At 63.5% G+C, this 17155-nt stretch carries 17 protein-coding genes; 6 read left to right on the top strand and 11 right to left on the bottom strand.

The features are described 5' to 3' along the window. Positions 1-10 precede the first annotated feature (10 nt). Positions 11-1438 carry an RsmB/NOP family class I SAM-dependent RNA methyltransferase gene (locus tag LB568_RS23595; RefSeq protein ID WP_224731366.1) on the bottom strand — a complete coding sequence of 476 codons (1428 nt, stop codon included), beginning with the start codon at positions 1436-1438 and terminating at the stop codon, positions 11-13. Then, positions 1396-2415, bottom strand: coding sequence for a zinc metalloprotease HtpX (gene htpX, locus LB568_RS23600; RefSeq protein ID WP_013892406.1), 1020 nt, complete (start codon positions 2413-2415; stop codon positions 1396-1398). Before htpX ends, LB568_RS23595 begins: the two co-directional genes overlap by 43 nt. 102 nt (positions 2416-2517) lie before the next feature. Between htpX and LB568_RS23605 the strand changes: the two genes are divergently transcribed. After that, positions 2518-2739, top strand: a complete 222-nt coding sequence (locus LB568_RS23605; RefSeq protein ID WP_023777560.1) for a DUF1674 domain-containing protein — start codon at positions 2518-2520, stop codon at positions 2737-2739. A gap of 82 nt (positions 2740-2821) precedes the next feature. On the opposite strand, the gene LB568_RS23610 is transcribed toward LB568_RS23605, so the two are convergent. Further along, entirely contained in the window at positions 2822-3487 is a 666-nt protein-coding gene (locus tag LB568_RS23610) for an HAD-IA family hydrolase (RefSeq protein ID WP_224731367.1), read from the bottom strand. A gap of 170 nt (positions 3488-3657) precedes the next feature. On the opposite strand from LB568_RS23610, the gene LB568_RS23615 reads away from it, so the two are divergent. The 3 genes from LB568_RS23615 to LB568_RS23625 all read left to right on the top strand — a co-directional run bounded on the left by LB568_RS23615 (position 3658) and on the right by LB568_RS23625 (position 7944). After that, the gene (locus LB568_RS23615) at positions 3658-4527 is read left to right on the top strand and encodes a transglutaminase-like domain-containing protein (RefSeq protein ID WP_140573009.1); all 870 of its coding nucleotides are present in this window, start codon (positions 3658-3660) and stop codon (positions 4525-4527) included. Between the two features lie 308 nt (positions 4528-4835). Further along, positions 4836-6314: a TadE/TadG family type IV pilus assembly protein gene (locus LB568_RS23620; protein ID WP_224731368.1), complete on the top strand. Its 1479-nt coding sequence runs from the start codon at positions 4836-4838 to the stop codon at positions 6312-6314. A gap of 361 nt (positions 6315-6675) precedes the next feature. Then, the gene (locus tag LB568_RS23625; protein WP_224731369.1) at positions 6676-7944 is read left to right on the top strand and encodes an SAM-dependent methyltransferase; all 1269 of its coding nucleotides are present in this window, start codon (positions 6676-6678) and stop codon (positions 7942-7944) included. Here the strand turns inward: LB568_RS23625 and LB568_RS23630 are convergent, their stop codons facing one another. Together LB568_RS23630 and acs are read right to left on the bottom strand one after the other, a co-directional pair. Next, positions 7945-8691: an MOSC domain-containing protein gene (locus tag LB568_RS23630; RefSeq protein ID WP_224731370.1), complete on the bottom strand. Its 747-nt coding sequence runs from the start codon at positions 8689-8691 to the stop codon at positions 7945-7947. Then, complete coding sequence (gene acs, locus LB568_RS23635) at positions 8691-10646, bottom strand: acetate--CoA ligase (protein WP_224731371.1); 1956 nt, start codon at positions 10644-10646, stop codon at positions 8691-8693. Before acs ends, LB568_RS23630 begins: the two co-directional genes overlap by 1 nt. A 314-nt stretch (positions 10647-10960) precedes the next feature. On the opposite strand from acs, the gene LB568_RS23640 reads away from it, so the two are divergent. Then, a complete protein-coding gene (locus tag LB568_RS23640; protein ID WP_224731372.1) occupies positions 10961-11233 on the top strand; it encodes an usg protein in 273 nt (90 codons plus the stop codon). Between the two features lie 50 nt (positions 11234-11283). On the opposite strand, the gene LB568_RS23645 is transcribed toward LB568_RS23640, so the two are convergent. The 3 genes from LB568_RS23645 to LB568_RS23655 form a co-directional block, all read right to left on the bottom strand. Continuing rightward, positions 11284-11796 (bottom strand): SUKH-3 domain-containing protein, encoded by a 513-nt coding sequence (locus LB568_RS23645; RefSeq protein ID WP_318013298.1) that lies wholly within the window; start codon positions 11794-11796, stop codon positions 11284-11286. A 106-nt stretch (positions 11797-11902) separates the two neighbouring features. Further along, positions 11903-12937 (bottom strand): aldo/keto reductase, encoded by a 1035-nt coding sequence (locus LB568_RS23650; protein ID WP_224731373.1) that lies wholly within the window; start codon positions 12935-12937, stop codon positions 11903-11905. A gap of 42 nt (positions 12938-12979) precedes the next feature. Next, entirely contained in the window at positions 12980-14161 is a 1182-nt protein-coding gene (locus LB568_RS23655; protein WP_224731374.1) for an MFS transporter, read from the bottom strand. Positions 14162-14286: 125 nt separating this feature from the next. Between LB568_RS23655 and LB568_RS23660 the strand changes: the two genes are divergently transcribed. Further along, positions 14287-15189, top strand: coding sequence for a LysR family transcriptional regulator (locus tag LB568_RS23660; protein ID WP_224731375.1), 903 nt, complete (start codon positions 14287-14289; stop codon positions 15187-15189). 50 nt (positions 15190-15239) lie between these two features. On the opposite strand, the gene LB568_RS23665 is transcribed toward LB568_RS23660, so the two are convergent. From LB568_RS23665 to LB568_RS23675, 3 genes are all read right to left on the bottom strand, one after another. Then, on the bottom strand, positions 15240-16289 hold the full coding sequence (locus LB568_RS23665; RefSeq protein ID WP_224731376.1) for an aldo/keto reductase: 1050 nt from the start codon (positions 16287-16289) through the stop codon (positions 15240-15242). A gap of 147 nt (positions 16290-16436) precedes the next feature. Continuing rightward, entirely contained in the window at positions 16437-16838 is a 402-nt protein-coding gene (locus LB568_RS23670; RefSeq protein WP_224731377.1) for a type II toxin-antitoxin system VapC family toxin, read from the bottom strand. Then, entirely contained in the window at positions 16838-17092 is a 255-nt protein-coding gene (locus LB568_RS23675; protein ID WP_224731378.1) for a type II toxin-antitoxin system Phd/YefM family antitoxin, read from the bottom strand. The genes LB568_RS23670 and LB568_RS23675 overlap by 1 nt, the downstream gene beginning before the upstream one ends. Between the last annotated feature and the right edge of the window lie 63 nt (positions 17093-17155).

Consider the following 17155-nt stretch of genomic DNA (forward strand, 5'->3'; position numbering starts at 1 on the left):
TGAACGCGCCCTAAACTGCCCGGCGCATGCGCGCGGCGAAGAAGCCGTCCAGACCCGAGCGCTCCGGCGCTCCGAGATCGAGATCAGCGGGCGTGGTGCGCAAAGTGCCTTGCGCCGTCAAGAACGAATCGATGCCGGCAATCTCGCCCTGATGCAGGGGATCGTCGGCGACTGTCGGCGTCGCCTTGAGGAACGCGCGATGGAGGTTCTCGCCTTCGATCGGGTCGAGCGAACAATTGGAAAAGACGATCCGTCCGCCCGGCCTGACCAGGGTGACGGCGCGGGCCAGCAGTCTGCCTTGCAGGTCGGCGAGTTTTTCGACATCGGCCGCCGTCTTGGTCCAGGGCACGTCGGGATGCCGGCGCACCGTGCCGGTCGACGAGCAGGGCGCATCGAGGAGCACGGCGTCGAACAGCTCCGCCGGCTCGTATTTAATGAGGTCGGCCTGGACGATGTCCGCGGCAAGGCCGAGGCGGTCGAGATTCTGCGCCAGCCGGGCCAGCCGGTTCTTCGAGGTGTCGACAGCGGTGACCCTGGCTCCGGCCAGGATCAACTGCGCGGTCTTGCCGCCGGGCGCCGCGCAGAGATCGGCGACGCGCAGCCCCCTGACATCGCCGAACAGCCGGGCGGGAAAGCTGGCCGCCGCATCCTGCACCCACCAGGCGCCCTCCGCGAAGCCGGGCAGTTCGACAACGGGGCCGGCAAGATTTTCCACTCGAACCGTTCCGGTCGGCAGCACGATGCCGCCGAGCTTTTCGGCCCACAGCTCGGGATCGGCCTTGACCGTGAAGTCGACCGGCGCCTCGTGCCGGTGGGCGGCGAGAATTTGCTTCGTCTTGTCGGCGCCATAGGCGGCCTTCAGCCGGTCGGAGAACCATTTTGGCGCTTCGTCGGTAGCGGCAAGGGCGGCGGGCAATTCCGTTTCCTTGGCGCGCGCCAGGGTGCGCAGCACGCCGTTGACCAGGCCGGAGAAGCGCTGCGTACGCGGGTCGGATTTGGCGTGGGTCACCGCCAGGTCGACAGCGGCGCTGTCGGGAATATCGAGGAACAGGATCTGCGCGGCCGCCACATGCAGGATGTGGGACAAAGCGGTGGCGTTGGGCGGCAGCGGCTTTTCCAGGCGCCGCGCCAGCAATCCCGTAATGGTCATGCGATAGCGCAGCGCGGTGACCAGGATGGCGCGCACCAGGCCACGGTCGCGCGGATCGAGCGCCTTGTATTGCGGATGGCCGTTCTCGTGGTCGGTCAGGCCGTCGAGCGGCGTCCTGGCATCGATGACGGCGGCAAGCAGCCGCGCAGCCGCCTTGCGGGCAGCGAGACCGGCGACGAATTCGCCGCCGTCCTTGTGTTCCTGCTCGCCTGAAACCGTGCGTCGAGGTCCTCTGTCCGCCACGCTCACGACCACCGGCCCTTGGGCCCGGTCGGGTTGCGACCCCATGGATTGGAGTTCGGCTTGGCGGGTTCGGCGGACTGTTCCGGTGCGGCCGGCTTGCCCCACGGTCCGGCCGATTGCGGTTCGTCGGCCTGCGGCGGCGCCGGCGCCCTGCGTTCCGCCGTCCGGGGGGCACTGTCGCCCATCCGCCGCGCCATTTCCTGCAGGGCAGCGATGCGGTTCTCGGTGGCCGGGTGGGTGGAGAACAGACTGTCCATGCGCTCGCCGTGTAGGGGATTGATGATGAAGAGATGCGCCATTGCCGGATTGCGCTCGGCATCGGGGTTGGGAATGCGTTCGGCGCCACGGGCGATCTTGTCAAGCGCCGATGCCAGCCACAGCGGGTGTCCACAGATTTCGGCGCCGCGCCGGTCGGCCTCGTATTCGCGGGTGCGGCTGACCGCCATCTGCACGATCATCGCGGCGAAGGGCGCCACAATCATCGCCGCCAGCACGCCGACAAAGCCGAACGGGTTGTTGTCGCGGTTGCCGCCGAGGAAGAAGGCGAAGTTGCCGAGCATCGAGATGGCGCCGGCAAAGGTGGCGACGATGGTCATGGTCAGCGTGTCGCGATGCTGGACGTGGGCGAGTTCGTGCGCCATGACGGCTGCGACTTCCTCATGGGTCAGCCGCTGCAGCAAGCCGGTGGAGGCGGCGACCGCGGCGTTCTGCGGATTGCGGCCGGTGGCGAAGGCGTTCGGCTGGGGACTGTCGATCAGATAGGTCTTGGGCATCGGCAGGCCGGCCTGCTGGGCCAGCGCCTGGACGATGGCGTAATATTCCGGCGCGTTCTTCTCGTCGACCTCGACGGCATGGTTCATCGACAGCACCATCTTGTCGGCGTTCCAGTAGCTGAACAAATTGGTGCCGGCGGCGATCACCAGCGCGATCATCATGCCGCCCGACCCGCCGATCAGGAAGCCGACGCCCATGAACAGCGCCGTCATCGCGGCAAGAAGCATGGCGGTGCGAATGGTGTTCATCGGCTGCTCCTGTCCAGATCGCGAAAGGGGGTCGATAGTCCTGAGCTCATCGCTATATGATGGGAAACGCCTGTCCCCGTTTCAATCCGCTGGAAATATCGCATGAACGACGAACCCAGTAAAACGCCGGCCGAAACCGATGGCGACACGCCGCCAAAAGAGCTGACGCCAGCCGCCCGCCGTGCCCTCGCGGAAGCCGAGGCACGGCGCGCCGAATATCGCGAGAAGGAGGCTGCCCTGCCGAAGGAAATCGGCGGCCGTGGCGGCAAGGAACCCGGCCGCTACGGCGACTGGGAAGTCAAAGGCCTGACCAGCGATTTTTAGGGTATGTTGAGATTCAGGTGAGACCGGCCACTATTTTCGACTCGGTCTGACCTGAATCCCGACACACCCGATAGCGCCACCTCTAGGCGGCGATGCGTTGGGCCTCAAGCGCCAGCCAGCCACGCTCGTCGACGGTGATGCCGACGGCGTCGTAGCCTGCGATGGCGGCATGCTGCGTCGACATGGGGTGCTGATGCGTGGCGCTGATCACCATGACCGACGCTTGTGCGGCCTCGGCCGCCCTGATGCCGGCCGGGGCATCCTCGAACACCAGGCAGTCGCGCGCGTCGACGCCGAGCCGTCTTGCGCCGAGCTGGAAGCAATCGGGCGCCGGCTTGCCTCGGGAAACGTCCTCCGCCGCCACGAGAACGGCGGGGACCGGAATGCCGGCAACCTTCATGCGTGCAAGCGCCAACGAGCGTGGCGCTGAGGTCACGATCGCCCAGCTCTCGGGGGGCAGCGCCTCGAGAAACGTCACGGCGCCGGCGATCGGCATAATGCCGTCCAGATCGTCGGCCTCGGCTTTCAGCAACAGGTCGGCCTCATGCGCCGGATCGACGCCTGGGAGGGCAAGGCCGGTGATGGTCTCTATCGCCCGCACACCGTGGATCGTCGGCAGGAAGGCGGCGACGTCGAGGCAATGGCGGCGTGCCCAATCGCTCCACACCCGCTCCGCCGAGGCGATGGAGTTGATGAGCGTGCCGTCCATATCGAAGAGGAAGGCGGCGAATTTTCTGCCTGCAAACATGATTTTCCTTGAAGTCCGGGGGAGCGTGTCGAGGGAGGGCGCAACCGTAACGTCAAGGCGCCGACATGGGAAGGCGCGAGGGTGTCTTTTCGGACGGGCCAGGGAACCACGGCTCCCCTCTGGCGTTTCAACGACACTGCTTTCCATGACCGTTGAAGGGGGGACCTGCGATGCTGATCCGGCTCGGCTATGAAATCGCCATTGAATGCGCCGAGGCCACTCCGGTGATTTCGCTGCTCGAGATCCACAAGGACAGGCAGGCCGACATCAAGCGGCAGACGCGCGTCCTGACATCGCCATCCGTGCCGACCAGGCTCTACCATGACATGCACGGCAATGCCTGCCGCCGCTTCACCGCGCCTGCCGGAGGCTTTCGCATCCTCTACGACGCGGTGGTCGCGGACAGCGGAGAGCCGGATGAGGTCAACACGCTGGCCAGGGAACTGCCGGTGGCCGAATTGCCCGACGAGGTGCTCGTTTATCTCCTCGGCAGCCGCTATTGCGAGACCGATCATCTCAGCAATCTCGCCTGGCAGCTGTTCGGTCATCTTCCATCCGGCTGGGCGCGGGTGCAGGCGATCGTCGACTATGTCCACAATCGCCTGTCGTTCGGCTACGGCTATGCGCGTTCGACCCGCACGGCGGCACAAGCGCATGAGGAACGGGTGGGCGTCTGCCGCGACTTCGCGCATCTGGCGATCACGCTCTGCCGCTGCATGAACATCCCGGCGCGTTATGTGAACGGCTATCTCGGCGACATCGGCGTGCCGATCGATCCGGCGCCGATGGATTTCTCGGCCTGGATGGAAGTGTTCCTGGACGGCAAATGGTACACGTTCGACCCGCGCCATAACCGGCCCAGGACCGGCCGCGTCGTCATCGCGCGCGGCCGCGACGCCATCGACGTGCCGCTGCTGCACAGCTTCGGCCCGCACCGGCTCAGCCTGTTCAAAGTATGGACCTATGAACAGGAAGGCAGGCTGTTCAATCCGCCCTACCACGGCATCGACAAGACGGTCAGCGCACGGATGCTGGCCTAGTCCCTCACCATTTCGGTTTTGCAGCTGGGGACAACTGGTCCGCTTCGGCACACAAGCGCTGTGCCGCAACAGGACGTCGCCGGATGTGCCGCGATCCCTGGGCCCAACATGGTAAGCGCCTCGTAAATGAAATCGCGGTGGCGGTTTTGCATTTACCGGTCATTCACCCTGACGCATACCAAAGTTCAACAAAAACAATGCGGTAGTTGCGAGCCGCTCGCTCTCGGAGCGTCACGGCGTCATCCGGCTGGAATCCTGCATTGCCTTTTGCGCGGCGACGAGGCCGAGGCAAGCGGAGGCTGTTGGAGATGCGGAATTACGGGGGTCTTGTTCACGCGGTCGGCGGGTTCGCCAGAGATCGCGGTGGAAATTTCGCGGTCCTGTTCGGCTTTGCTGCCTCGGTCTTGGCGCTGGCCGCCGGCTTTTCTGTCAACATCTCGCAGCTCTACAATGCCAAATCGAGCCTGCAAGGCGTGGTTGACGCCGCTGTAACATCGACGGCACGCGACCTGACCACCGGGGTCATCAAGGAGGCCGATGCCGACAATTCGGTGAAGGCCTTTCTCGTGGCCAACAGCGCGGCGGGCATCCTGCAGCCGGACCAGGTGGTGCTCGACAAGCTGATCGTCGACAAGACGGCTAAAACCGTGCAAGCAAATGTGCATGTCGATGTCGCCCTCTATTTTCCGCTGTTCGGCATCGGCGACATGCAGCGCGTCGCCGCTTCCACCACCGCGCTCTATTCGGACAAGACGGTCGAGGTGGCTATGATGCTCGACATCACAGGATCGATGGCCAAGCGGGGCAACGTCGACAAGATCGGCGATCTGAGAGCAGCCGCGAGAAACGCCGTTCAGACCATGCTCCAGAATCAGGATCCCAAGAGGCCCCGTATCCGCGTCGCGATTGTGCCTTACGCGTCTGGCGTGAACGCCGGCAAGCTAGCGGAAAACGTCTATGCCGAGACGCAAGGGAGCTCGGAGCTGCCACCTGTCGCAGGCAGTTCGCTTCTTGTCGCCAAGACGGGCAAAGCCTTGCTGCCGTCCTTCAGCGACTACATCTCCATTGTTGGCGCGGCGATGCCACATCCGGATAATTGCACCACAGAGCGCAAGAACAAGAATGGCGATGCGGATCTGAGCGCCGACGGCCCGGACACGGTTCGCACGGACAGGAACGGCAAGAAATATTATGCCCTGGTCAACCGGGACGATCATCTCGATGGCGGGGGAATGAACAGGTGCCCTGATGCGGAAGTGATCCCGCTGACCGCGGATTCCGACGCATTGCTCGATTCGATCGACGATTTCCGGGCCGCTGGTTATACGGCCGGCGCGATCGCCATTCAGTGGACCTATTATATGCTGTCGCCGCAATGGCGCACCGCGATCAAGAATGCCGGTCTCGGCAACGGCGCATCGGATGCCGATGCGAAGAAGATTGCCAAGGTTGCTATCCTGATGACCGATGGCCAGTTCAATACCGCCTTCGCCGGGGCTGGGGGGAGCTACAACGGCCAGGGCGACCTTGCGCGCGGCAACGCCGAAGCGCTGTGCGGCAACATGAAAAATGACGGCATTGAGATTTTCACCATCGGCTTCGATCTGAACGACAAGGACATGTCGGCAACCGAGCGGGACCAGGCAAAGGCGGTGCTGAAGGGCTGTTCGTCGAAAGACGCCTCCGCCGCCGAGAGACATTACTTCGAGGCGTCTACCGGAGCAGAATTGGACGCCGCCTTTCAAGAAATCATCCGCAACACCGAAAAGGTCGCACTGACCCAGTAATCCGCCCAAAAAGGAAAAGGCCGCCGCTTCTGAGAAGCCGGCGGCCTTCCGTGTTTCCGTCCATGGCGCGGCCTGTGGCGGCGACCCAAGGGGTCACCCACCGCGCATCTCGCGCCTTAACGGGAAGACTGCTTCCCGAAAGTGCAATCCTGCGAGGCCACGTTCTGGAAAACGAAATCACTCGACATCGGATCACCTCCTTTCGATTTGTTGAACACATGGACATGATGGGGTGCGTTGCAGCAAATGACAAGGTGCCTCGCTGAAAAAGGCACCTGCCGGAACCGCGGAGCATTTCAGGGCGCTTGCGATCCCCGCGTCAAATAGACAAGATCGCGTCATCGAGCCGCAGGGAGGGAGCATGGACGCTACCGAGAAAGCCGCGCGCGTCGTTCGAACGGTGATCGAAACGCTGAAGCCCGGTTTTGCCGTCAGGCTGTGGACCGGCGAGCGGATCGGCCCCGCAGGCGGGCCGGTGCTCACCGTCAACGACCAGGACATCGTCTGGCAGGTTGTGAGGCGACCGTCTTTGTCGACGCTGATCGAGATGTGGATTTCCAAGACCATAGACATCGAAGACGGGACGCTGTTCGATTTCTACGCCCTGCCGTCGCAAGGCAAGCTGCGGACCAAGCTCAAGTCGCTGCCGAAGCTGGCGATCCTGCGCGACCTGCCTTCCGTGCTTTTGTCACGCAAGCAGATGAGCGCGCGGACCGATCTGTCCGGGCGCAATCCCTATGTCAGCGGTTCGAGCCAGGAAGCGATCCAGCATCACTACGACATTTCGAATGCCTTCTACCGGCTCTTCCTCGACGAGCGCATGGTCTACAGCTGCGGTTACTTCAAGGATTTCGCCAACGGCATCGACCAGGCGCAGGCCGACAAACTCGACCACATCTGCCGCAAGCTCCGGCTGAAACCGGGCGAAAGGCTGCTCGACATCGGCTGTGGCTGGGGCGCCATGCTGATCCATGCCGCGAAGAATTACGGCGTCGTCGGCCACGGCGTCTCGCTGTCGCAGGCCCAGACCGATCTTGCCCGCGAGCGCATCCGCGCCGAGGGTCTGGAGGACCGCATCACCATCGAGATCAAATCCTATGCCGAGCTCACCGGCTCTTTCGACAAGATATCGTCGATCGGCATGTTCGAGCATCTGGGTATCGCCAACCACGCCGCCTACTTTTCCACCGTCCACCGGCTGCTGAAGCCGGGCGGCATCTATCTGCATCACGCCATCACCAGGCGCAGCAAGGGCGACATGAAGAAGACCCTGCGCAAGGGACCGGAATACAAGGCATTGCTCAAATACATTTTCCCCGGCGGTGAACTCGACACGATCGGCATGACAACCGGCAATCTGGAGGCGCACGGTTTTCTCGTCTACGATGTCGAGAATTTGCGCGAGCATTATGCCCGCACCTGCAGGCTGTGGGCCGAGCGGCTGCAGGCTCGCTTCGACGAGGCGGTTGCCGAGGTCGGCGAGGCCAAGGCGCGGCTGTGGCTGCTTTATCTGACTGGCTGTTCGATCACCTTCGAGCGCGCCTCGGCGCAGATCTTCCAGACCGTCGTCACCAAGCGCGCACGCGGCCCGAGCGGCCTGCCGCCGACGCGGGCCGATCTTTATCGTTGACTACACGAACCGCATCTCGTCGCCGAGCTTGATGCTAGCTGGCTTGTCGACCGTGCAATAGACGCCGAGATTATGCGCGTTGTGGCGGACCAGGTTGCGCAGGATGCCGGGGTCGTTGTCGAAGCCGTCCTGGGCGATGATGGTGAAGCCGCAGCGGCGGCATGGTTCGGAGATGGTCAGCAGGAGATCGCCGATCGCCAGCTTGCGGCCGATCCATTCCGTCTCCGGAAACGAACCTTCGATCGCCGCCATGTCGACGACGATATTGGGGCGGAAGCGGCGCGGGTCGGCGGCGCCTTCCGGATGCAGCGTCTTCAGGCGCGCCAGCGAAGCCGTGGTCAGAAGATGGATCGGCGCCTTGCGGTAGCGCTCCGCCGTCAATGGGCCGGAATAGCCCGGCGCATTCTCCTGGCGGAACGGCCGGATCGAGGCTTCGAAGCCGAGATAGGCCGATACCGCGCGGTCGCTCTCGACGCCGGGAGCAGACAGCCATTCGCCGCCGGGGACGGCGACCTCAAGCTGGCGAGCGAGGTTCAACCGGGTGCGGATCAACGGCACCTTGTGCCACTTCTCGGCGCGGTCCGGCCGGGCGATCTCGTTGTCGGATGCATCGACCAGGCCGAACATGCGGTCGCCCTCGATGCTTTCGAGTGCAACGGAGATCGCCTCCAGGCGTTCGCCGGCGAGCGAGCTCGCTGGATAGCGCCAGAGTTCGCTGACAGTGCCGAGCAAGGCCGCGTCCCGCATCAGCCCTTCTTGTTCTGCCGGTTGGCAACCAGATCGTCGACCACGGCTGGATCGGCGAGTGTCGAGGTATCGCCAAGGGCGGCAAAATCGTCCTCGGCGATCTTGCGCAGGATGCGGCGCATGATCTTGCCGGAACGCGTCTTGGGCAGGCCCGGCGCGAACTGGATCTTGTCGGGCGAGGCGATGGCGCCGATCTCCTTGCGGACATGGGCGACGAGTTCCTTGCGCAGGTCTTCGGTCGGTTCGGCACCCTTCATCAAGGTGACGTAGCTGTAGATGCCCTGGCCCTTGATGTCGTGCGGGTAGCCGACGACAGCGGCCTCGGAGACCTTCTCATGGCTGACCAGCGCCGATTCGACTTCGGCCGTGCCCATGCGATGGCCGGAGACGTTGATGACATCGTCGACGCGGCCGGTGATCCAGTAGTAGCCGTCGGCGTCGCGGCGGCAGCCGTCACCGGTGAAGTACTTGCCCTTGTAGGCGGAAAAATAGGTCTGCACGAAACGATCGTGATCGCCATAGACGGTGCGCATCTGGCCCGGCCAGGAATCGGTGATGCAGAGATTGCCGTCGGCCGCCCCTTCCAGCACCTTGCCTTCGCCGTCGACCAACTGCGGTTTGATGCCGAAGAAGGGGCGCGTCGCCGAACCCGCCTTGAGATCGGTGGCGCCGGGCAGCGGCGTGATCAGGATGCCGCCGGTCTCGGTCTGCCACCAGGTGTCGACGATCGGCACTTTGCCGTTGCCGACGACGTTGAAATACCACTCCCAGGCTTCCGGGTTGATCGGCTCGCCGACCGATCCCAGCACGCGCAGCGACTTGCGCGAGGTCTTCTTCACAGGGTCGTTGCCGGCGCCCATCAGCGCGCGCAATGCGGTCGGCGCGGTGTAGAAGATGTTGACCTTGTGCTTGTCGATGACTTCCCAGAAGCGCGACTGCGACGGATAATTCGGCACGCCCTCGAACATCAGCGTGGTGGCGCCGTTGGCGAGCGGGCCATAGACGATGTAGCTGTGGCCGGTCACCCAGCCGACATCGGCGGTGCACCAGTAGATGTCGCCGTCATGATAGTCGAAGACATATTGGTGCGTCATCGAGACATAGACGAGATAGCCGGCGGTGGTGTGCAGCACACCCTTCGGCTTGCCGGTCGAGCCCGAGGTGTAGAGGATGAACAGCGGATCCTCGGCCTTCATCTTCTCCGGCTTGCACTCGGCCTTCACCGTCGCGATTTCGTCGTGGTACCAGACGTCGCGGCCCGGAGCCCAGCCGATCTTGCCGCCGGTGCGGCGCACGACCACCACTTTTTCGACTTTGGTGCCGGCCTTGGCTGCGATCTCGATCGCCTTGTCGGTGTTCTCCTTCAGCGGGATCGGCTTGCCGCCGCGCAGGCCCTCGTCGGCGGTGATGACGAAAGTCGACTTGCAGTCGTCGATACGGCCTGCCAGCGCGTCCGGCGAAAAGCCGCCGAAGACGATCGAATGGATGGCGCCGATACGCGTGCAGGCCAGCATCGCATAGGCGGCCTCCGGGATCATCGGCATGTAGATGGTGACGCGGTCGCCCTTCTTGACGCCGTGCTTCTTCATCACATTGGCGAGCCGGCAGACATGCTCGTAAAGCTCGTTGTAGGTGATCTTCTTGTCGTCGTAGGGGTTGTCGCCTTCCCAGATGATGGCGGTCTGGTTGCCGCGCTTCTTGAGATGGCGATCGATGCAATTGTAGGAAACGTTGGTCAGCCCGTCCTCGAACCACTTGATCGAGACCTTGCCGTCGAAGGAGGTGTTCTTGACCTTGCTGTAGGGCTTGAACCAGTCGATGCGCTTGCCGTGCTTGCCCCAGAACTTGTCCGGGTTCTTGATGCTGTCGGCATACCATTTCAGGTAGGTATCATTGTCGATCAGCGCATTCTTCTTCCACGCCGGCTGGACGCGATGGACATGAACCTCGGACATTCCTGACTTTCCTCCCGAACCAATCGCCGGCTTGAAATGCCGGCGGGATCGCGGTGACACGACCGCGAATTCGGCGGCATTATTACCAGTTCCGCCGTTACGGCAATATTAGACGTTGGATTCGCGCGGCGGGATGCCGCAGGCGGGCTTTGGAGAGCTGTCAGCACTCGGTCGAGCGCGCTGCTAACTGCATGTTTTCGCGTGCTAAAGCCGGTTTCGATGAAGAAAAAATCAATAGACGGTTAATCAACGGCGCGCACAATCAGCCTTGGGAGGACAGGAGAATCAACAAGGGACCGCCCAGGGGGACCGCAATGCGCGATCATGCCGAAATGGACCTGATGCTCAAAGGCTATGGCCTGACCACGGCCAAGATTCTGTACCACTTTCCCGATCACCCGCATCTGCTGCAGAGCTTTATCTGGCAGGACTACGACATCGCGCCGAAGTTTCCGGTGCTGATCAAATTCATCGAGTTCTGGAAAGCCAAGCTCGACGGGCCGCTGCACTCGATCAGCTACACGCACCAGAAACTGATCGGGCCGAACGAGTGGCGCAAGGTGGATGGCGAGTTCGTGCTGCACTAGGGCCGAAACTCAATCAGCCGGCCGAGAGAAAGGCGCGATCGGAGGTCGCTCTATCCCGTCATCAGCTTCTCGATGCTCAGGATTTGAGGGTCTCCACGCAGAAGTACCTCGCCATACCATGACACTTTGTCATGTGAAGGCAGAAGAAGGGGTGACGCCTTCAGGCCTAGCAGGGCGCGCTCCATTGCTTCGCCAAAGTTGCGGCCCATAAAGCCTATGCCCGGCATCTCCGGGGACACAACAAACACCCGGCCCTCGCCATCGACATACAGGCTTTCGTGACTGTTGTGAGCGCTGGCAAAGCAAGCCAGCTCTGTTTGAAGCAGGGCTCCAATTTCGGAAATTTCTTCGTAGCCTTCGTCTGGAGGCCACCAAAAGCTGACATCGCTCCGGGCGCATTCTATCCCGGGACCGAGCTCGCCGACCTTGAGGCCATGGAACTCGCTAAGAATGGCAGCCACCGGATGACTTGCCGGGACCGTTGGAGGCAAGTGCACCCTGCGCCCGGGAAACCATCCGGCTGCGGCAAAGATCGGCAAAACAGCAGGCGGCAGAGTCATCATTGTGCAATTATGAGCGGTGGTTATAACGTCCGCAACGGGTAAGCAGCGGACGTTCGTCGTGGACAAATAGCCTGTTGTCTCGTCGTCAGTCTCCCGGCGACCTTTTTTACACCGCCGGCGGGTTGAGCCGGGCGAATCCTTCCTGGCGGCGATAGGGGAAATACGGATAGGGCGCGGTGACTTCGCTGGCGGCGTCGAGCTTTTTCATCTGCTCCGGTGTCAGCGTCCAGCCGACGGCGCCGAGGTTCTGGCGCAATTGCTCTTCGTTGCGGGCGCCGATGATGACCGATGACACGGTCGGGCGCTGCAGCAGCCAGTTGATGGCGATCTGCGGCACGGTCTTGCCGGTTTCCTGCGCCACTGCGTCTAGCGCGTCCATCACCCGATAGAGATGCTCGTCCTCGACCGGCGGACCGAAGCTCGCGGTGTCGTGCAGCCGGCTCGTTTCCGGCAGAGGCTGGCCACGGCGGATCTTGCCGGTCAGGCGGCCCCAGCCAAGCGGGCTCCACACCAGCGCGCCGACGCCCTGGTCGAGGCCGAGCGGCATCAGCTCCCATTCATAGTCGCGCCCGAGAAGCGAATAGTAGACCTGGTGCGCGACATAACGCGGGTAGCCATGCTTGTCCGCTTCCCCCAGCGACTTCATCACTTGCCAGCCGGAGAAGTTGGAGACCCCGACATAACGCAGCTTGCCGGCGCCCACGAGCGCGTCCAGCGTCGACAAAACCTCGTCGATCGGCGTGCCGGCATCGAAGGCATGCAACTGCAACAGGTCGATGTAGTCGGTGCCGAGACGTTTGAGCGCGACATCCACTGCCTTGATCAGCCGAGAACGCGACGAGCCGTAGTCGGCCGGTCCCTCGCCCATCGGCAGCGAGGTCTTGGTCGAGATCAGCACGGCGTCGCGGCGGCCTTTTATGGCTTCGCCGAGCACCTCCTCCGAGGCGCCGTTCGAATAGACGTCGGCGGTGTCGAACAGATTGACGCCGGCCTCGAGGCAGATGTCGACCAGCCGCCGCGCTTCCCTGGCGTCGCTGTTGCCCCAGGCACCGAACAGCGGGCCGGAGCCGCCAAAGGTTCCCGCGCCGAATGAAAGTGCGGGCACTTTCAGGCCCGATGCGCCGAGAGGTCGATAGTCCATTTTTCTGCTCCTGATGATATCGAAAACGGATTGCGGACGAACTTACGAGTTGGCGCAGACAGGCGTGCCGAGCGAGGCGCTGCGGTCGAGGCGCAGCGCCAGCCCGGCGACGCCAAGGGCCGCGACCGGCAGCAGGGCGGCGACCCAGGTGAGCGCGCCAAGGCCGAGGCCGTGGGCGATGACCGCGCCGCCAAGCCATGCACCGCCGGCATTGCCGAGATTGAAGGCGGCGATGTTGAAGGACGAGGCGAGGCTCTGGCCGGCGCCTTGGGCCTTTTCCAGCACCCACATTTGCAGCGGCGCCACGGTGGCAAAGGCGGCGGCACCGAGCAGGCCGACATAGATCACGGCCATCACCTGGCTGTGGATGGCGAAGCTCATGGTTGCCAGCACCAAAGCGAGCACGACGAGGCTGCCGAGCACGGACGGCACCAGCCAGCGGTCGGCGACCTTGCCGCCGGCGAGATTGCCGGCGATGAGACCGCCGCCGAAGACGAGCAGGATCGGCGATACCGCCGCTTCCTTGAAGCCCGAGAGCTCGGTCAACAGCGGCGCGATGTAGGTGAAGACGGCGAAGACGCCGGCATAGCCAAGCACGGTGGTGGCGAGGCCGAGCAGGACGGGCGTGCGGCGCAGCACGGCGAGATCGGTGCGCAGGTCGCTCTTCTCGGGCGCCGCCTGGCTGCGCGGCACCAGGGCCAGGATGACGGCGAAGGCGGCGAGGCCGACCGCAGTCACCGCCCAGAAGGTCGCGCGCCAGCCGAAGGCCTGGCCGAGCCAGGTGCCGAAGGGCACGCCGAGGATGTTGGCGATGGTCAGGCCGGTGAACATCAAGGCGATCGCCGAAGCCTTCCTGTTGGGTGCGACAAGGCCGGTGGCGACCACCGAGCCGACGCCGAAGAAAGTGCCGTGGGCAAAGGCGGTGATGACGCGGGCGCCCATCAGCGTCCAGTAGTCGGGCGCCAGCGCACAGGCGAGATTGCCAAGCGTGAAGATCGCCATCAGCGCCAGAAGCACTGTCTTGCGCGGCCAGTTGCCGGTGGCGATGGTCAGCAGCGGGGCGCCGATGACGACGCCCAGCGCATAGCCCGAAATGAGCTGGCCGGCGGCGGAGATCGAGACGCCAAGGTCTTTGCTGACATCGAGCAGCAGACCCATGATGACGAATTCGGTGACGCCGATGCCGAAGGCACCGGCGGCGAGGGCGTAGAGAGCAAGAGGCATGGTGGTTCCCACTTCGGCGATGACGAGCGCCCTGTCCAAACCCGCGCCCGACCCGGAAGATCGTGTTGCCGTGCATTGTGAACCAGACTTGCTCCAGGCATACTTTCTGTGAAATAGATTCACAGATGGCCAGACCTGACATCAACCGCTCCGGCGAGATCGAAGTCTTCGTGCGCGTCGTCGAGGCGGGCAGCTTTTCGGCGGCGGCGCGCGCCTTGCGCATGACGCCATCGGCGGTCAGCAAGCTGATCGCCCGGCTGGAGGCCAGGCTCGGCGCCCGACTGGTCAGCCGCTCGACGCGCAAGCTGCAACTGACGCCGGAAGGCAGCGCGTTCTACGAGAGCGGGCTGCGCATCCTGGCCGACATGGCGGCGGCCGAGCGCGAGGCGGCGGCGGGTGCGGCGCCGCGCGGGCGGCTGCGGGTCAACACATACGTACCCTTCGGCGTGCACCGGCTGGTCCCGCTCCTGCCGCGCTTCCTCGAACGCTACCCCGAAATATCGGTCGACCTGGTGCTGACCGACAGCGTCATCGATTTGATGGCGGAGCGTGCCGATGTCGCGATCCGGGCCGGGCAGCTCGGCGAGTCACGGCTGGTGGCGCGCAAGCTAGGCCAAAGCCCGATGGTGGTGGTTGCCGCCCCGTCCTATCTTGGCGCGCTTGGGACGCCGCGCCTGCCTGCCGAACTCGATCGTCACAATCGGCTTGCCTTCGGCTTCGCCCGGTACAGCGACGGCTGGCCGTTCGCGGACGATACGTCCTTCACGGTTCCGGTCAGCGGCAATGCGATGGTCAGCGATGGCGAAGCGATGCGGCTGATGACGATTGCGGGTGCGGGCATTGCCCGGCTGGCGCGCTGGCATGTCGAGCCCGATATTGCCGCCGGCCGGCTAATGCCGCTGCTGGAAGACTTCAACCCTGGCGATGTCGAACCGACACATGCCGTCTATGTCGGCCACGGCAAGCATCTGCCGGCCAGAGTGCGGGCTTTTCTCGATTTTCTGGTCGAGACCGTGCGGATGGCCTGAAGTGATACCCGGGAGCCGTCCGACTCCCGGGATAGCCTTCGTCGGCCGCGTTATGCTTTGGGCGTGAACGGCGCCGGCCGGCGGCCGGCCGCCTGGCGTTCGACCATCCAGCCGGGATATTCCGCCGGCAGCGCGCTGACCTCGTCGAGACGGGCGAGATCGTCGGTGTCGAGCTTCACTTCAGTCGCGGCAAGGTTCTGTTCTAGCTGCTCCATGCGGCTGGCGCCGATGATGACGCTCATCACGAAAGGCTTGGCCAGGACATAGCCGAGCGCCACTGTGGCAACGCTGACATCATGTTTCCTGGCAACTTCGCGCATGACGGCGACGGCCGCCCAGGCGCGGTCCTCGTTGACCGGCGGGAAGTTGAAGGACGCACGGTGGCCCTCGCCATTGCCGGGCGCGCCGGGGCCGTATTTGCCGGACAGCAGGCCACCGGCCATCGGCGACCACACCATCAGGCCGAGCTTCTCCTCGTTGATCAGCGGCACGATCTCGCGTTCGAGTTCGCGGCCGGCGATCGAGTAATAGGACTGGATGGTCTCGAAACGGGCAAAACCCTTGCGGTCGGCAATGCCGAGCGCCTTGGCGATGCGCCATGCTTGCCAGTTGGAGACGCCGACATAACGGACCTTGCCGCTGGCAACCAGATCATCGAGTGCCCGCAGTGTCTCATCGATCGGCGTCACCGCGTCGGTGCCGTGCAGCTGATAGAGATCGATGTGGTCGAGCTGCAGCCGTTCGAGGCTGGCATCGACCGAATCCATGATGTGGCCGCGCGAGGAGCCACGCTGGTTCGGGCCGTCGCCCATGGCGCCATGCACCTTGGTGGCGATGACGACGTCCGAACGTTTGACGCCGAGGTCCCTAAGCGACTGGCCGAGCAGGCGCTCGGATTGACCGAAGGAGTAGACATCGGCCGTGTCGAAGAAATTGACGCCGGCGGCGATCGAGCGGCCGACGATCTCGTTGACGCCCTTCTGGTCGAGGCTGGCGATCAGGCCCCATTGGGCGTTTTCGCCGGCGGCGCCGAAGGTCATGGTGCCGAGGCACAGTTCGGAGACAAACATCCCCGTATTTCCAAGCTGATTGTAACGCATGGCAAAGGCTCCAGGAGAATTGTGACGACACTAATCAAATAGGAACGGTACGTTTCGTTTCCACTGTTGGCGTAACGACCGCTTGAGATTGGCCCAATGCGCGTGAGCGTAGGTAGATGGAACGCCTCGAAAAGCAGACGAACGAGCTTAGACGTCCCAGGGATTAAGCACCGTCACGCCTGTATCATCAAAATCGGCGGCGTTGCGCGTCACCAGAATGAGATCATGGACAAGCGCGGTCGCCGCGATAAGCGTGTCCGCGCTGCCTCTTGTGCGGCCGGCCGTGATACGGCCCCAAGCCAACGCGACATCTTCCGTGACGGCAAGAATACGGTCGGTATTGTCCCGCCGAAGCTCCCGCAGCCACAGATCGAGGCGTGTTGCCTTCTCGGAGTCGACCTTGCGCAGCTTGATGATCCCACGCTCGATCTCTCCAAGCGTAATGACGCTGAGATTGACTGATGTCGGATCCACCGATGCCAGCCATTCAGTCGGCCTGGGCAACCGCCTCTGCACATCCGAAACGATGTTCGTGTCGAGCAGATACATCAGAGATCGACATCCCGGATCATCGTCTTCGGGCGACGGTTGACCTCTTCGGCGAAACCATCATCCCAAACGGGGCCGGTCAAAAGGTACTCCGCCAGCGACTTTTTCTTTCCAGCCAGACGGTCGTAGTCCTCGGCGGAGAGCACCACTGCGGCACGCTCGCCGCGCAACGTCACCGTCTGCGGTCCCTCGCTTCGCGCACGCTGAACCACCTTGGAAAAATTGTTCTTCGCGTCCTGAAGGTGCCAGTTCATGAAATGCTCCTAGCTAGCTTGGCTAGATATAGCATTTGCATGGTGAGGCAGCAAGGAATGTGC

Source organism: Mesorhizobium sp. B263B2A (assembly GCF_020165775.1).
Classification (GTDB): domain Bacteria; phylum Pseudomonadota; class Alphaproteobacteria; order Rhizobiales; family Rhizobiaceae; genus Mesorhizobium; species Mesorhizobium opportunistum.

Excerpts from the sequence above, each read along its gene's own strand:
- LB568_RS23595 (WP_224731366.1), bottom strand. The coding sequence starts at position 1,438 with ATGGGGTCGCAACCCGACCGGGCCCAAGGGCCGGTGGTCGTGAGCGTG.
- htpX (WP_013892406.1), bottom strand. The coding sequence starts at position 2,415 with ATGAACACCATTCGCACCGCCATGCTTCTTGCCGCGATGACGGCGCTG.
- LB568_RS23605 (WP_023777560.1), top strand. The coding sequence starts at position 2,518 with ATGAACGACGAACCCAGTAAAACGCCGGCCGAAACCGATGGCGACACG.
- LB568_RS23610 (WP_224731367.1), bottom strand. The coding sequence starts at position 3,487 with ATGTTTGCAGGCAGAAAATTCGCCGCCTTCCTCTTCGATATGGACGGC.
- LB568_RS23615 (WP_140573009.1), top strand. The coding sequence starts at position 3,658 with ATGCTGATCCGGCTCGGCTATGAAATCGCCATTGAATGCGCCGAGGCC.
- LB568_RS23620 (WP_224731368.1), top strand. The coding sequence starts at position 4,836 with ATGCGGAATTACGGGGGTCTTGTTCACGCGGTCGGCGGGTTCGCCAGA.
- LB568_RS23625 (WP_224731369.1), top strand. The coding sequence starts at position 6,676 with ATGGACGCTACCGAGAAAGCCGCGCGCGTCGTTCGAACGGTGATCGAA.
- LB568_RS23630 (WP_224731370.1), bottom strand. The coding sequence starts at position 8,691 with ATGCGGGACGCGGCCTTGCTCGGCACTGTCAGCGAACTCTGGCGCTAT.
- acs (WP_224731371.1), bottom strand. The coding sequence starts at position 10,646 with ATGTCCGAGGTTCATGTCCATCGCGTCCAGCCGGCGTGGAAGAAGAAT.
- LB568_RS23640 (WP_224731372.1), top strand. The coding sequence starts at position 10,961 with ATGCGCGATCATGCCGAAATGGACCTGATGCTCAAAGGCTATGGCCTG.
- LB568_RS23645 (WP_318013298.1), bottom strand. The coding sequence starts at position 11,796 with ATGATGACTCTGCCGCCTGCTGTTTTGCCGATCTTTGCCGCAGCCGGA.
- LB568_RS23650 (WP_224731373.1), bottom strand. The coding sequence starts at position 12,937 with ATGGACTATCGACCTCTCGGCGCATCGGGCCTGAAAGTGCCCGCACTT.
- LB568_RS23655 (WP_224731374.1), bottom strand. The coding sequence starts at position 14,161 with ATGCCTCTTGCTCTCTACGCCCTCGCCGCCGGTGCCTTCGGCATCGGC.
- LB568_RS23660 (WP_224731375.1), top strand. The coding sequence starts at position 14,287 with ATGGCCAGACCTGACATCAACCGCTCCGGCGAGATCGAAGTCTTCGTG.
- LB568_RS23665 (WP_224731376.1), bottom strand. The coding sequence starts at position 16,289 with ATGCGTTACAATCAGCTTGGAAATACGGGGATGTTTGTCTCCGAACTG.
- LB568_RS23670 (WP_224731377.1), bottom strand. The coding sequence starts at position 16,838 with ATGTATCTGCTCGACACGAACATCGTTTCGGATGTGCAGAGGCGGTTG.
- LB568_RS23675 (WP_224731378.1), bottom strand. The coding sequence starts at position 17,092 with ATGAACTGGCACCTTCAGGACGCGAAGAACAATTTTTCCAAGGTGGTT.